This window comes from Paraburkholderia sp. BL25I1N1, assembly GCF_003002025.1.
In the GTDB taxonomy this organism is placed as follows: domain Bacteria; phylum Pseudomonadota; class Gammaproteobacteria; order Burkholderiales; family Burkholderiaceae; genus Paraburkholderia.
Genome location: NZ_PVZB01000021.1, coordinates 55,876 through 68,666 on the forward strand (window position 1 = coordinate 55,876; position 12,791 = coordinate 68,666).

Below are 12,791 nucleotides of genomic sequence, written 5' to 3' on the forward strand. Positions count from 1 at the left end.
TGACGCCGAAACGAGCAAATTCGACGCTCGGCAATGCGAAAGTCCCGCGGCTACTTGAAGAACCGGCAGGTCAGATCGGACTCGAACTGCCGGATCCATTGACCGTGATGATCGTGATAGGACTGCGCCCAGCCGCCGCGCCGCACGGTGACGAGACGCTCGTGCGCCACATCGCCCGGATCCGCGCAGGCACTGATGTCGAAATGGGCCGGCGCGAAACCGTGTCGCGCGCACACCAGTTCGAAAGCCGCCCGATCGCCGATGGGTAGATCGGTATAACGCAAAAGCGGGGTTTCCATGGCGTTTGACTCCGGTTCCCAACGCCTCACAGTACGCTCTGAAGTGCGTCGGCAGTGTGTCACAGCGCACAGACGGACCGTGGCCGTGCCGCCGTTCAGTTCGAAACGGCTAAGCCCTATCATCGCCGCTTCAATAATCGCCAGAGAAAATAAAAAAAGGCTCCGGTTTTTTTGCCGGAACCCTGGTGCACGCCTGCCTCACACTGGCGCATGACGGCGCGAGCCGTCCGCGCCAGTTGCCGCAGCCTGCTTACTGCTGCACAACGGTCAGCTTGTTCGACACCGACGTCACGCCGGCGACGCCCTTGGCGGCCTGGCCGGCAGCGTCGATCTGGCCTTGGTCAGGCACCGAACCCGTCAGCGTCACCGCGCCGCCACGAGCACGCACGGCGATGTTCGACACGTCGACACCTTGTGTCTTGGCCAGCGCGCTACGCACCTTGCGGCCCAGCTGGCTGTTCGCCTTCTTGGTCGACTTGGCGCTCGCAGCGGGCGCGGCCATCGTGCCGGTTGCCGTTGCGTCGCTTGCCTGAGCGTACACATTGCACGCCACCACCATTGCCACAACCGAACCCAGCGTTTTCAGAAAACCGACCGATTTCATAGCTTTTCTTCTCCTTTGCTTCACATTGGACCGCATCTACAAGCGGCTTCGTTACGACTTCCGGCGGCCATGCCAGGCGCGCGCGACAAGGCGCGGCCGGCAAACGGCCGACTATGGCAGTAACACGATGTGCGAGAGGCGAGAGAGGCCGATTGCCGTTGCCGCCCGCGATGGCGGGCATGCAGTGCGGTACGAAAACCGGCAAGCCGCGAGGTCCGCCGACGCGCCCGGTTCACTTGTGTGTCGTGCCGGGTCGCGCCGCGCAAACATCCGTTCGCGGCAGCGATGCACAATTTAATCTAGCCGGGCCAGAAGCGCAAAGGGTTTAGACGGGTTTAGTCATACTCGAGACGCGTAAGATGCGAATCGCGTCAGGCGCGCGGGCTGTCACGCCACGTTCACGATTTGTTACGGGTTTGTCGGCGCTGCCTGCCGCCACGCGTTTCGCCGGGCGGTCAATCTCAGGTACCATCGGCGCGACGCGCGCTGCGGCGCGGCTTGCGCGCCACTCACGGCAAGCGGGCCGGCGCGAGCGCTTCGCCCGGCTTGCGCACCGCCAAAGCGCCGCCCTTGTTCACCTTCGACCGTAGCCGTCACGTCATCCGATGAAGCCAGCCACCGGCCGCAAAAGCCCTCCCCGTCTCGTCGCCCGTTTCGTCGCGATCTCCTGGCGCGATCTCGCCGTCTCGTTCGGACCGATCCTGCTGATCGCCGCCGTCGCGATCTGGGTCGCCGTGCGGCTGATCCAGCCCGCGCCGCCCAGCACACTGACCATCAGCGCCGGCCCCGAAGGCAGCACCTTCTGGACCGCGGCGCAAAAGTACAAAGAGATCCTGGCGCGCAACCGCATCACGCTGAACGTGCTGCCGTCTGAAGGCTCGTTGCAGAATCTCACGCGGCTGTCGGACCCGAAGTCGAACGTCGATGTCGCCTTCGTGCAGGACGGCGTCGCGCCTGGCCCGGCGGCTGACGGGCTGATGTCGCTCGGCAGCGTGGCCTATGTGCCGCTCGCGATCTTCTACCACGGGCCGACCGTCACTCGGCTTTCCGAGTTCAAGGGCGAGCGGCTCGCGGTCGGCGCCGAAGGCAGCGGCACACGCGAACTGGCGCTCGCGCTGCTCAAGGCCAACGGCATCGTGCCGGGCGGCGCGACCAAACTGCTGCCGCTCTCCGGCGACGACGCCGCCGAAGCACTCGTCACCGGCAAGGTCGACGCAGCCTTCCTCGCCGGCGATTCGGCGCAACCCGCGGTGATGGGCAAGCTGTACCGCACGCCGAACGTGCAGTTCTACGATTTCTCGCAGGCCGACGCCTACACGCGCCGGTTTCCCTACCTGACGCAACTCGAAATGCCGATGGGCGCGTTCGACCTCGGCAAGAACCTGCCGTCCGCGCCGATTCACATGGTGGCGCCGACCGCTGAGCTGGTGGCGCGCGACTCGCTGCATCCCGCGCTTTCCGATCTGCTGATCGAAGCGGCCCGCGAGGTGCACGGCAAGGCGAACATCATGCAGCGCGCCGGCGAATTTCCCGCGCCGCGCGCGCACGATTTCCCGATTAGCGACGACGCCGCCCGCTACTACAAGTCAGGCAAGGGCTTCCTCTACCGCATCCTGCCGTTCTGGCTCGCGAGTCTCGCCGACCGGCTGCTGGTAGTCGTAGTGCCGCTGATCGTGTTGCTGGTGCCGGCCTTGCGCCTCGTGCCTTCGCTCTATGCATGGCGGGTGAAGTCGCGCATTTACCGCTGGTATGGCGCGCTGATCGCGATCGAGCGCAGCGCGCTCAGCGATCATTCGCCGAGCGAGCGTGCCTCGCTGATCGAGCGGCTCGACGCGATCGAGGAGTCCGTCAACGGTCTGAAGATGCCGCTTGCCTATGCGGATCAGTTCTACGTGCTGCGCGAGCATATCGGCTTCGTTCGCCAGCGGCTCATGCAAGCTCGTGACGCCCAGCGCGACGACGCCGCCAACGCAGCGGAAAGCACGCAGAACGATTCGGACGAGCGTGGTGCGGCGCCCACGCCGCCCGCCGCGAACGAAGCGGCCGAAATCGGCGAAACGCGCGACGGCACCGACGAAGGCAACGCCAAAACATATTGACGGGTGCAAGCCGCGGCTGCACCGCGTAAGATCATTACAATTCCGACGGTGCAGCAGACGCACCGTGCGGAACAGGCAATTCGGGAGACATTTATGACCGTTGGCATCGACGCCAGGCAACCGCTGTGGTTTTACGACTTTGTCTCGCCGTTTACCTACCTGTTGCTGGAGCAACATGACAAATGGCCGGGCTTCGACTTCGTGTTCACGCCGGTCGTCCTGAACGATCTGTATCGTCACTGGGGGCAGCGGCCGGCTTATGGGGTGCCCTCGAAACGCACCTTCCTGTACCGGCACGCGCTGTTTCGCGCGGAGCAACTCGGCATTCCGTACAAGATGCCGCCGGCGCATCCCTTCGATTCCATGAAGCCGTTGCTGCTCGCCACCGCGGCCAAGGGCGACGTCAACTTCGTGCGCGAGATCTTTCGTTTCATCTGGCGTGAAGGCCGTGATCCGTCCACCGAAGTAGCCTTTGCCGAGTTGTGCGACCGCGTCGGCATGCCCGACGGTCCGGAGATCATCAAAAGCGCAGCGGTGCTCGAGCAATTGCAGCGCAATACGGCGGATGCGATCGGCCTGGGCGTCTACGGCGTGCCGACCTTCTTTCTGAACGATCAATTGTTCTGGGGTGAGGACGCATTGCCCATGGTGCTGTACTGCGCGCGCACGCCGAACTGGCTCGAATCGAAAGAAGTCAAACGGATCAGTTCGCTGCCGTCGGGGCTCGCGGACATTCAAACGTAGGCGATACGTCAACGTAAAGCGGACAAAACGCGCAAGGCACGGCGCTTATGTGGCTCGCTGATGTGACTCGCTTGCGCGGCTTTGTCTCGGCAAAACAGCCCTGCTGATGCCGGCCATACCGGGCCCGCTATGCCGCTACACCGCAAACGGGCCTAAGGTTATGACCTTCGCGCCGTGCGCGTTGGCGCTGCGCGCTTGCGAGGTTCCCGCGGGTGGCTGCGTGCGGCGCCTCACCGGATCCGATTCGTTTGCCCCGCCTTGCTTAAACCATGGACGACACCGCCGCTTCCCTCGATATCTGGCTCGTGCGCGTGCTGCGCACGCTGCTGGTCGAGCGCAGCGTCACGCAGACCGCATTGCGTCTGAATCAGACCCAGCCTGCCATCAGCACCGCCCTGCGCAAACTGCGCGAAACGCTGAACGACCCGATCCTTGTGCGCGGCAAGTCGGGCATGGTGCCGACCGAATATGGCGAATCGCTGCTGGCTTCCGCCCAACGCGTGCTGCGCGAAGTGGACTTCGTCGCGACGCCGCACGGCGACTTCGATCCCGGCCGCTCGCGCCGCACGTTTCGCGTGGCCGCGCCGGACTATCTGAACGACTTCTTCATGCCGACGGTGATCGCGCAGTTTCGCGAGGCGGCGCCGCATGCGCGGCTCGAGATCGGTTCGCTCAGCCCTTTGCTCGATTATTCCGCCGCGCTCGACGCCGGCGAACTCGATCTCGTGATCGGCAATTGGCCGAAGCCCGAGCCGCGTTTCGAGCGCAGCGATCTGTTCTCCGACACGGTGGTGTGCATGATGCGCGCCGATCATCCGTTGACGCGCATGCCGTTGACGCGCGAAGCGTATCTCACCGCGCCGCATCTCGCGCCAACGCCATATAGCGGCGCGAGCGGCGGCGCCATCGACATCGGCTTCGCACGCGCGCGCGCCGAGCGCCGCATCGTCGCCACGCTGCCCTACTTCGGGCTGGTGCCGCAGACGCTGCTGCAATCCGATCTGATCTTCACGACGACGCGCCGCTTCGCGATGCACTACGCGGACATGTTGCCGCTCGCCGTGGTCGATGTGCCGATTCCGTTCCCGCGCATCAAGTGCTATCAGTTGTGGCATCCGCAGCCGGACCGGCCGAGCGATGTCGGCTGGCTGCGTACGCTCATGTCTGAAGTGTCGGATACGCTGGTCGCGCGGAAGGTGCGGCGTGCGAAGCGGACGCCCAAAAAAGAAACGTCAGCCGCAACGGGCTGACGTTTTTGAGTTTGCAGTTCGAAGGACGCCGGTCGAGCGCCTCGTTCTGATCCGATCTATTGCTCAGACATCAGACACTCGCGCAGAGCTGCCGCGTCGCGGGTTGCGCCACCTGCCGCGTGCGAATCTGCAGCAACTCCGCGCACACCGCCACGGCGATCGCCGAAGGCGCCTTGTCGACGATACCGGCCACGCCGATCGGACACGTCATCTCCACCAGCCGGTCCAGATCCACGCCACGATCGAGCAGACGACGCTCGAATTTCACGTGCTTCGTCTTCGAACCGATCATGCCGAAGTAGGTGAAATCGCGCCGCCGCATGATGCGAGCGGCGAGCGAGAAATCGAGCGCATGGTTATGTGTCATGACGAGAAAGTAGGCGCCGGGCGGCGCGGTATCGACGATCGCGTCCGGCGTGTCGGTCGCTTCGACTTGCACATTGGCAGGCGTTTCGTCGGGGAACAATTCGTCGCGCTCGTCGACCCACTGGACTACGCACGGCAAGCTGCCGAGCAGCTTGATGAGCGCATGCCCGACGTGCCCCGCGCCGAACAGCACGATATGCATCGGCGCCGGACGCGGCATCTGCACGGCGCTACGTCGGCCGATCTGAACGGATGAAAAATCGTTCATGGCGATCATTCCAGTGAGTGTGTTGTTCACGTGCTTCTTTCCCCGCTCATTGCTGCGCTACGGCCACGTTCATTGACGCGCCGCTACGGTTGCGGCCCGCACCGCGCCGACCGCCTTGAGAATTTCCTCGCTGGTCGCGGGCGCGTTCAGCGGCGGATTGACCTTATGGCCGCCGACCGCCGACACCGCATCGCGCACGGCGAAGAACACCGAGAACGGCAGCAGAAGCGGCGGCTCGCCGGTTGCCTTCGAACGATGGATGCTGTCCTCCGCATTGCGGTTCTTGAAGAGGCGCACACGGAAGTCGGGTGGCGTATCGTTGACGGTCGGAATCTTGTAGGTGGACGGCGCATGCGTCATCAGCTTGCCGCTCGCGTTCCACCACAATTCTTCGGTCGTGAGCCAACCCATGCCTTGAATGAACGCGCCTTCCACCTGGCCGACGTCGAGCGCCGGACTCAACGAAGCGCCCACGTCGTGCAATGCGTCCGCGCGCAGCACGCGCATTTCGCCGGTCAGCGTATCGATCACCACTTCAGACACGGCCGCGCCGTACGAGTAGTAGTAGAACGGCCGGCCTTGCAGCTTCGATTGATCCCAGTAGAGCTTCGGCGTCGCGTAGAAACCGTCCGACCAGAGTTGAATACGCGCGATGTAAGCCTTCGCGATCAATTCTTCGAACGGCACGATTGCGTCGCCGACCACCACTCGGTCATGCATGAAACGCACTTCCGACGCGCTCACATTTCCCGCGCCGAAACGCTCGGCGGCAAATGCCGACAGACGCTCGCGCAACTGACGCGCGGCGTCCTGCGCGGCCTTGCCGTTCAGATCGGAGCCTGTGGATGCCGCCGTCGCCGACGTGTTGGCGATCTTGCTGGTGTCGGTCGCCGTGACGCGAATGCGGTTGAAGCCGATGCCCAGTTCATGCGCGACCACCTGCGCAACCTTCGTGTTCAAGCCCTGGCCCATTTCGGTGCCGCCGTGATTCACCAGCACCGAACCGTCGGTGTAGATGTGCACGAGCGCGCCGGCCTGGTTGAAGTGGGTCACGTTGAACGCGATGCCGAACTTGACCGGCGTCAGCGCCATGCCCTTCTTCAGGATTTCGTTGTTCGCGTTGAACTCGTTGATCGCCGCGCGCCGCGCGCGGTATTCGCTGGTCGCTTCGAGTTCGTCGATCAACTCGTGGATCACGTTATCTTCGACGATCTGGCCGTACGGCGTCTGGTTGCGTTCGGTCTTGCCGTACAGATTGCGACGGCGCACGTCGAGCGAGTCTTCACCCACCGAGCGCGCGACGTTGTCCATGATGTATTCGATCGCGAACGCGCCTTGCGGACCGCCGAAGCCGCGGAACGCCGTATTCGACTGCGTGTTGGTCTTGCCGCAGAAGCCGTCGATCGTCACGTCGGAGAGCCAGTACGCGTTGTCGAAGTGGCACAGCGCGCGCGTCATCACCGGACCGGACAGGTCGGCGGAAAACCCGCAGCGCGAGGTCATGTCGACCGTCACGCCGTCGATCACACCCTGGTCGTCGTAGCCGACTTCATACGTGTAGTGGAAGTCGTGACGTTTACCCGTGACCATCATGTCGTCGTCGCGGTCCGGACGCAGTTTCACCGGGCACAGCAGCTTCCATGCGGCGAGCGCGGCGCAGCACGCGAACAGACCCGATTGCGATTCCTTGCCGCCGAAGCCGCCGCCCATGCGGCGGCATTCGATCAGCACGTTGTGAGACGCTACGCCCAATGCGTGCGCGACCATGTGCTGCATTTCGGTCGGGTGCTGCGTCGAACAGTAGACGTGCATGCCGTCGTCGTCCTTGGGCACCGCGTACGAAATCTGGCCTTCCAGATAGAACTGCTCCTGTCCGCCGAGCAGCATTTCACCGGCTTCGCGACGCGCGGCGCGAGCGATCTTCGTGTCCGCTTCACCGCGCGCGAGTTTCATCGGCGGCAGGACGTGCTGGTTCGCGGCGCGCGCCTGTTGCGCGGTGAGAATCGCGGGCAGTTCCTCGTAGACGATTTCGGCGCGGCGCGCGGCGAGACGCGCGGTGTCATGCGACGTCGCGACCACGATAAAGATCGGCTGGCCGATGTATTGCACGAGGCCATCGGCGAGAATCGGATCGTCGCCGTGGATGATCGGGCCGACGTCGTTGACGCCCGGAATATCGTCGGCGGTAAAGATCGCGACCACGCCCGGCGTGGCGCGCACCTTGTCGAGCGAGATCGAGACGATCTTCGCATGCGCTTTCGACGACAAACCGAGCGCGGCGTGCAGCGTACCGGCGAGCGTCGGAATGTCGTCGGTGTAGGTCGCGCGGCCGCTCACGTGCAGATGCGCGGACTCGTGCGGACGCGAGACGTGGACCTGGGTGAAGTCGTCGAGCTCCTTGAGGTCTTTCAGGAACGGTTCGGCTTGCTGATTCATTGTGTGTGTTCTCCGTATCCGTTGGGCTTCGGCTTAGACGCCTGCGGGCGCGCACGCCGCGGCGACCGCGCGCACATCCAGCGCGCTCTTGGGCAGCGGATTGTTCGGCCGCGTTTCGAGCCAGAAGCGGTACAGCGTGTTCTTCGCCGATTCGAGGCGATAGTTGCTGGTGGCGCGCATGTCCGACAGCGGCGCGTAGTCGTTGCCGAGCGCGAGCATCGCGGCTTGTGCCGTGGCTTCGTGCCACTCGGCGTCGCGCAGCACGGCTTCCGCGTGCGTCGCGCGCTTGGACGTGGCGGCCATGCCGCCGAACGCGATGCGCGGCTCGCGGATCAGGTTGCCGTCTGCGATGAACGAGAACGCGGCGCATACGGCCGAGATATCCGAATCGAAACGCTTCGAGAGTTTGTAAGAGCGGAACTGCAGGTTCTGACGCACGCCGGTGCGTGACGGCACTTTCAGGCCGACGACGAACTCATGCTCCGCCATGTCCTTCTTCTGATACGCGAGGTACAGGTCTTCGAGCGGCATTTCACGCTCGATCTCGCCGCCGCGCACGATCACGCGCGCGCCGAGGGCGATCAGGCCGGGCATCGAATCGCCGATCGGCGAACCGTTGGCGATATTGCCGCCGAGCGTGCCAGCGTTACGAATCGGCAGCGACGCGAAACGTTGCTGCATTTCGAACAGTTCCGGGTACTGCTTGATGATTTCCGTGTAGGCCTTTTCGACGCTCACGCCGGCGCCGATCTCGATCCATTCGTCGTTGGTTTCGAGCTTTTGCAACTCGGCGATCTGCCCGACATACACGATGTCACCCAGATCTCGCATCATCTTGGTGACCCACAGGCCGATGTCGGTGCTGCCGGCGAGAATGCGCGTGGCCGGTGCGGCTTCCTTGATCCTGGCGAGCGCTTCGACCGTGCGCGGCGCGTCGAATTGCTGGCCGGCGTGCTGATAGCGGAAGGTGTCGTTGCGCTCGAGCGTGGCGAGCGTCTTCGGCAGCGCTTCGATGTTGACCGGCGCTTTCGGCGCGGGCGCTTCGAACATGCGCACGGCGGCGTCGACGATCGGACGATAGCCTGTGCAGCGGCACAGGTTGCCGGTCAGCGCGTTGCTGATCGTCTCGCGCGACGGCACGGTCTTGTTCGCGCAGCTATGTTCGTGGCCGTGCTTTTCGTACAGCGACCACATCGACATGATGAAGCCCGGCGTGCAGAAACCGCACTGCGAGCCGTGGCACTCCACCATCGCTTCCTGTACCGGATGCAGCGAGCCGTCCGGCTGGCGCAGGTCTTCGACGGTGTAGAGCGCTTTGCCGTCGAGCGTCGGCACGAACTGGATGCAGGCGTTGACCGCCTTGAAATCGACGCCGCCCGCCGCGTTGCGCTCGCCGACCACGACCGTGCACGCGCCGCAATCGCCTTCGGCACAGCCTTCCTTGGTGCCGGTGCAATGCGCGTCTTCGCGCAGGTATTGCAGGACGGTGCGGGTGACGGGCGCGTCCTTGATCTCGCGGATCGCGTTGCGGTGGTAGAAGCGAATCGGCTCAGTCATGTCTCGTTACTCTCGAATGTTCTGTGTCCGTGGGGACGTGCGGCAGTGATGGTTCGAAAACTATCACCGTCAATAAATACAACCCATAGCTCGGATCGCATGCGGGACATATCCGCGAAAAGATATCGAGATGAATTTGGGAGGCGGTTGGCTTATGGTGATAATGATATTTCGCTTTGTTTTTGTATTTTATACAGCATAACGGACACGCTTGGCTCGGGCCCATTTGCTAGCTTCGCTCAAAAATTAGGCATGAACGACGCGGAAACGGACCACTATATGGGTCTCGGGACGGATTTTCGTCGGATGAATTATTAAGCAAGTCCTGCAAGAGAATCGGTTCCATGGGAAAATCACGCCTTCCCGCCGATTTCAAGTCTCGTTTTCCCCATGTCCACCGACTCAGCGACACCTCGTAGCGAATTCGCGACGACCATGCAGATCATTCCGGTCGTCTTTTTCACGTTTCTTTGCTATCTGACGATCGGAATTCCGCTCGCGGTGCTGCCGGGCTATGTCCACGACGACCCGGGGGTACAGCGCCGTGCTGGCGGGTGCGGCGATCAGCGTGCAATACCTGGCGACGTTGGCGTCGCGGCCGCTCGCCGGCCGTTCTGCCGATACGTTGGGGCCGAAGCGGACTGTGACGATCGGTTTGCTGGGTTGTGGCGCGAGCGGGGTTTTGTTGCTGCTGGCTGTGCTGTGCGGGCGCTGGCCGGTGGTGAGTCTTGGGCTTCTGGTCTGCAGCCGTCTTGTGTTGGGCTTCGGTGAGAGTCTGTGCGGCACGGGTGCGATTCTGTGGGGCATCGGCCGGGTCGGCACCAGCAACAATGCGCGGGTGATCTCGTGGAACGGTATCGCGACGTACGGCGCGCTGGCAGTGGGCGCGCCGCTGGGCGTGGCGATCGAGCATACGGTTGGGTTTGCCGCGTTGGGGATTCTGGTGGTTCTGCTCGCGGCGCTTGGTTTTTATCTGGCTCGCCCGATCGCGCCGGTGCCGATTGTGCATGGCGAGCGCATGTCGTATCGGAGTGTGTTCACGCGGGTGTTGCCGCACGGGATTGGGTTGGCGCTCGGTTCGGCTGGGTTTGGGTCGATCGCTACTTTTATCACGCTGTTTTATGCGGCCAGGCATTGGCCGAATGCAGCTTTGTCGTTGACGGTGTTCGGGACGCTGTTTATTGGCGCGCGGTTGTTGTTTGCCAATACGATTAAGACCTACGGCGGGTTTCGGGTCGCGATTGCTTCGTTTTCGTTTGAGTGTGCCGGGTTGTTGATGTTGTGGCTGGCGCCTGAGCCTCATATCGCGCTCGCCGGCGCGGCTTTGACCGGGTTCGGATTTGCGTTGGTGTTTCCCGCGCTCGGGGTCGAGGCTGTGGGGCTCGTGCCGCCGGCTAGCCGGGGAGCGGCTTTGTCGGCTTATTCCGTGTTTCTGGATCTCTCGCTTGGGATTACTGGGCCGCTGGCCGGGTATATCGCTGGGGAGTTTGGGTATGGGTCGGTTTTCCTTTTTGCCGCTGTTGCGGCTGCTGCAGGGGTGGGGTTGTCTACTTTGCTTTATCTTCGGAATGCTAAGGTGACTAATTTGCCTGCGGCGTTGTGAGGGGTGTTTGCTCGGCCGGGGTTCTTTTTTTGTGTGCTGTGGGTGCTGCGCGTGCTTCGGGTGTTGGCCTTTCCTTGATTTGTTTGTGGTCTATTAGCGTTGCCCCTGTGCGGGGCGGCACCTACTTTCTTTGCATGCCGCAAAGAAAGTAGGCAAAGAAAGCGGCTTCACACCGCCAGCGCATAAGCGGGTCTCTCGCGCAGCATCCATAGTGGTGCATCTGGAATCTGTGTTCCCGCACATTCGGCGCTCGTGACAAAGCACTCATCCTTCCCGCCTCGCGCTCCGCGCTCGCCGGAATCCTCCACCTTAAACCAGGGACTCCGGTCGTGCCCGGCGGGAGCCGTCGGCTTCGCCTCGGCGAAATGCCAATATAGGCTTCTCGTTTTATAGGCGCGTTCGCGTCTAGCGGCATCAGCGCTCGGAATGCGACCATTTCCAAGTAACACGGCACTTGGTTCGAGTCCTGTCCCGCCCGCTTCGCCACCAAGGCTCAAGGATTGCGCGTTCGTGCTTCGCTAGCTACGCCGTGGGTCGTCGTGCGATGTCCTGTCCTGTCCTGTCCTGTCCTGTCCTGTCCTGTCCTGTCCTGTCCTGTCCTGTCCTGTCCTGTCCTGTCCTGTCCTGTCCTGTCCTGTCCTGTCCTGTCCTGTCCTGTCCTGTCGTGCCGTGTCGTGCCATGCCACGGCGTGTCCTGCCATGTCGTCCCGCGCCATGTCGTGCCGCGTCGTGTCGTGCCGCGTCGTGTAACGATGCCGACATCAATGCGCCGGCGCAATTGATCGCGCGGTTGTTTTGAAGCGGACGGGTCGGTTTTGCGTGCCCCTTCTTGCTCCGATACGATCACGATCTTCCGAGACCTTTCGCGCGGAATTCGCGAGGAGGTCCGACGCGTGCCGCGCCGTCAGCCGACTTTGTGCGACTCCCTTCGCATCCAGCGCGATAACCTGATACAACTCGTGGTCAATCTCCGCTTCGCGCTGGTAGTCCTCGCAGGTGTCGAGCAGCAACTCGAGCAATTTCCGCTGGCGATGCCTCTCCTCTCTCGTAACAGCCGGATTCCTAACTATCGACGCCGTAAGCGTGGCCAGTTTATCCAATTGGCTCATCTGCCGTTCAATCAGTCCGAAAGCCGACAGCGCGAGTTTTTCGTATTGAAGTGCGTCAACCGGTGGGCGCGACGTGGTTCGTGAATGCTTGGCGAATCCACTCATGGCGCGATCTCCCTGAAAACTTTTCTGGATCGCTCAACACGCGCATGCGCGGTGGTGAGCGGGCACAAGACGGGATTCGCAGACCGGTCACATAGAGCCATTGCCCGGCGAGCCATAAGGCTCCCCCGCCAAGGCCCGCCCGTTGGAACCAGACGTGCAAAGGCGACGCACACGTTGCTTGCGCAAACGTACGGACTCGATGTGACCAGGCTGCGAAACCTGTTTGTCGTGAAGCACACGACAGGACAAGTTTAACCACGTCGGTCTGCGAGTGATCACCCGAACGAGCTAAAACGCGCGCACTGGAATCAATTCCGAACCTTCCCAAACAACAGCCAGAATGCAGGACTA

The 12,791-nt window shown here is 62.8% G+C and carries 9 protein-coding genes and 1 pseudogene; 4 read left to right on the forward strand and 6 right to left on the reverse strand.

Features of this window, described 5'->3' with window-relative positions; translation table 11 throughout:
• Nucleotides 1–50: 50 nt before the first annotated feature.
• A complete protein-coding gene (locus B0G73_RS28070; RefSeq protein WP_106284444.1) occupies nt 51–299 on the reverse strand; it encodes a hypothetical protein in 249 nt (82 codons plus the stop codon).
• Nucleotides 300–549: 250 nt separating this feature from the next.
• Nucleotides 550–903 (reverse strand): BON domain-containing protein, encoded by a 354-nt coding sequence (locus B0G73_RS28075; protein ID WP_106284445.1) that lies wholly within the window; start codon nt 901–903, stop codon nt 550–552.
• Between the two features lie 605 nt (nt 904–1,508).
• Between B0G73_RS28075 and B0G73_RS28080 the strand changes: the two genes are divergently transcribed.
• The 3 genes from B0G73_RS28080 (at nt 1,509) to B0G73_RS28090 (ending at nt 4,996) form a co-directional block, all read left to right on the forward strand.
• Complete coding sequence (locus tag B0G73_RS28080) at nt 1,509–3,002, forward strand: TAXI family TRAP transporter solute-binding subunit (RefSeq protein ID WP_106284446.1); 1,494 nt, start codon at nt 1,509–1,511, stop codon at nt 3,000–3,002.
• Nucleotides 3,003–3,095: 93 nt separating this feature from the next.
• Complete coding sequence (locus B0G73_RS28085; protein WP_106284515.1) at nt 3,096–3,746, forward strand: 2-hydroxychromene-2-carboxylate isomerase; 651 nt, start codon at nt 3,096–3,098, stop codon at nt 3,744–3,746.
• A 269-nt stretch (nt 3,747–4,015) separates the two neighbouring features.
• On the forward strand, nt 4,016–4,996 hold the full coding sequence (locus B0G73_RS28090) for a LysR substrate-binding domain-containing protein (protein ID WP_106284447.1): 981 nt from the start codon (nt 4,016–4,018) through the stop codon (nt 4,994–4,996).
• Between the two features lie 70 nt (nt 4,997–5,066).
• Here the strand turns inward: B0G73_RS28090 and xdhC are convergent, their stop codons facing one another.
• The 3 genes from xdhC to xdhA all read right to left on the reverse strand — a co-directional run bounded on the left by xdhC (nt 5,067) and on the right by xdhA (nt 9,623).
• Nucleotides 5,067–5,630, reverse strand: coding sequence for a xanthine dehydrogenase accessory protein XdhC (xdhC, locus tag B0G73_RS28095; protein ID WP_258193599.1), 564 nt, complete (start codon nt 5,628–5,630; stop codon nt 5,067–5,069).
• Nucleotides 5,631–5,699: 69 nt separating this feature from the next.
• Nucleotides 5,700–8,066, reverse strand: coding sequence for a xanthine dehydrogenase molybdopterin binding subunit (gene xdhB, locus B0G73_RS28100; RefSeq protein WP_106284449.1), 2,367 nt, complete (start codon nt 8,064–8,066; stop codon nt 5,700–5,702).
• 33 nt (nt 8,067–8,099) lie between these two features.
• The gene (gene xdhA / locus B0G73_RS28105) at nt 8,100–9,623 is read right to left on the reverse strand and encodes a xanthine dehydrogenase small subunit (RefSeq protein WP_106284450.1); all 1,524 of its coding nucleotides are present in this window, start codon (nt 9,621–9,623) and stop codon (nt 8,100–8,102) included.
• Between the two features lie 390 nt (nt 9,624–10,013).
• Between xdhA and B0G73_RS28110 the strand changes: the two are divergent.
• A pseudogene (locus tag B0G73_RS28110) lies at nt 10,014–11,226 on the forward strand (MFS transporter).
• 761 nt (nt 11,227–11,987) lie between these two features.
• Here B0G73_RS28110 and B0G73_RS28125 read toward each other — a convergent pair.
• Entirely contained in the window at nt 11,988–12,440 is a 453-nt protein-coding gene (locus B0G73_RS28125) for a hypothetical protein (RefSeq protein ID WP_106284452.1), read from the reverse strand.
• Nucleotides 12,441–12,791 lie beyond the last annotated feature (351 nt).

Bases quoted from the DNA above. Each gene is read 5' to 3' on its own strand.
- xdhB (WP_106284449.1), bottom strand. From the start codon at position 8,066: ATGAATCAGCAAGCCGAACCGTTCCTGAAAGACCTCAAGGAGCTCGAC.
- B0G73_RS28085 (WP_106284515.1), top strand. From the start codon at position 3,096: ATGACCGTTGGCATCGACGCCAGGCAACCGCTGTGGTTTTACGACTTT.
- B0G73_RS28080 (WP_106284446.1), top strand. From the start codon at position 1,509: ATGAAGCCAGCCACCGGCCGCAAAAGCCCTCCCCGTCTCGTCGCCCGT.
- B0G73_RS28125 (WP_106284452.1), bottom strand. From the start codon at position 12,440: ATGAGTGGATTCGCCAAGCATTCACGAACCACGTCGCGCCCACCGGTT.
- xdhA (WP_106284450.1), bottom strand. From the start codon at position 9,623: ATGACTGAGCCGATTCGCTTCTACCACCGCAACGCGATCCGCGAGATC.
- B0G73_RS28070 (WP_106284444.1), bottom strand. From the start codon at position 299: ATGGAAACCCCGCTTTTGCGTTATACCGATCTACCCATCGGCGATCGG.
- xdhC (WP_258193599.1), bottom strand. From the start codon at position 5,630: ATGAACGATTTTTCATCCGTTCAGATCGGCCGACGTAGCGCCGTGCAG.
- B0G73_RS28090 (WP_106284447.1), top strand. From the start codon at position 4,016: ATGGACGACACCGCCGCTTCCCTCGATATCTGGCTCGTGCGCGTGCTG.
- B0G73_RS28075 (WP_106284445.1), bottom strand. From the start codon at position 903: ATGAAATCGGTCGGTTTTCTGAAAACGCTGGGTTCGGTTGTGGCAATG.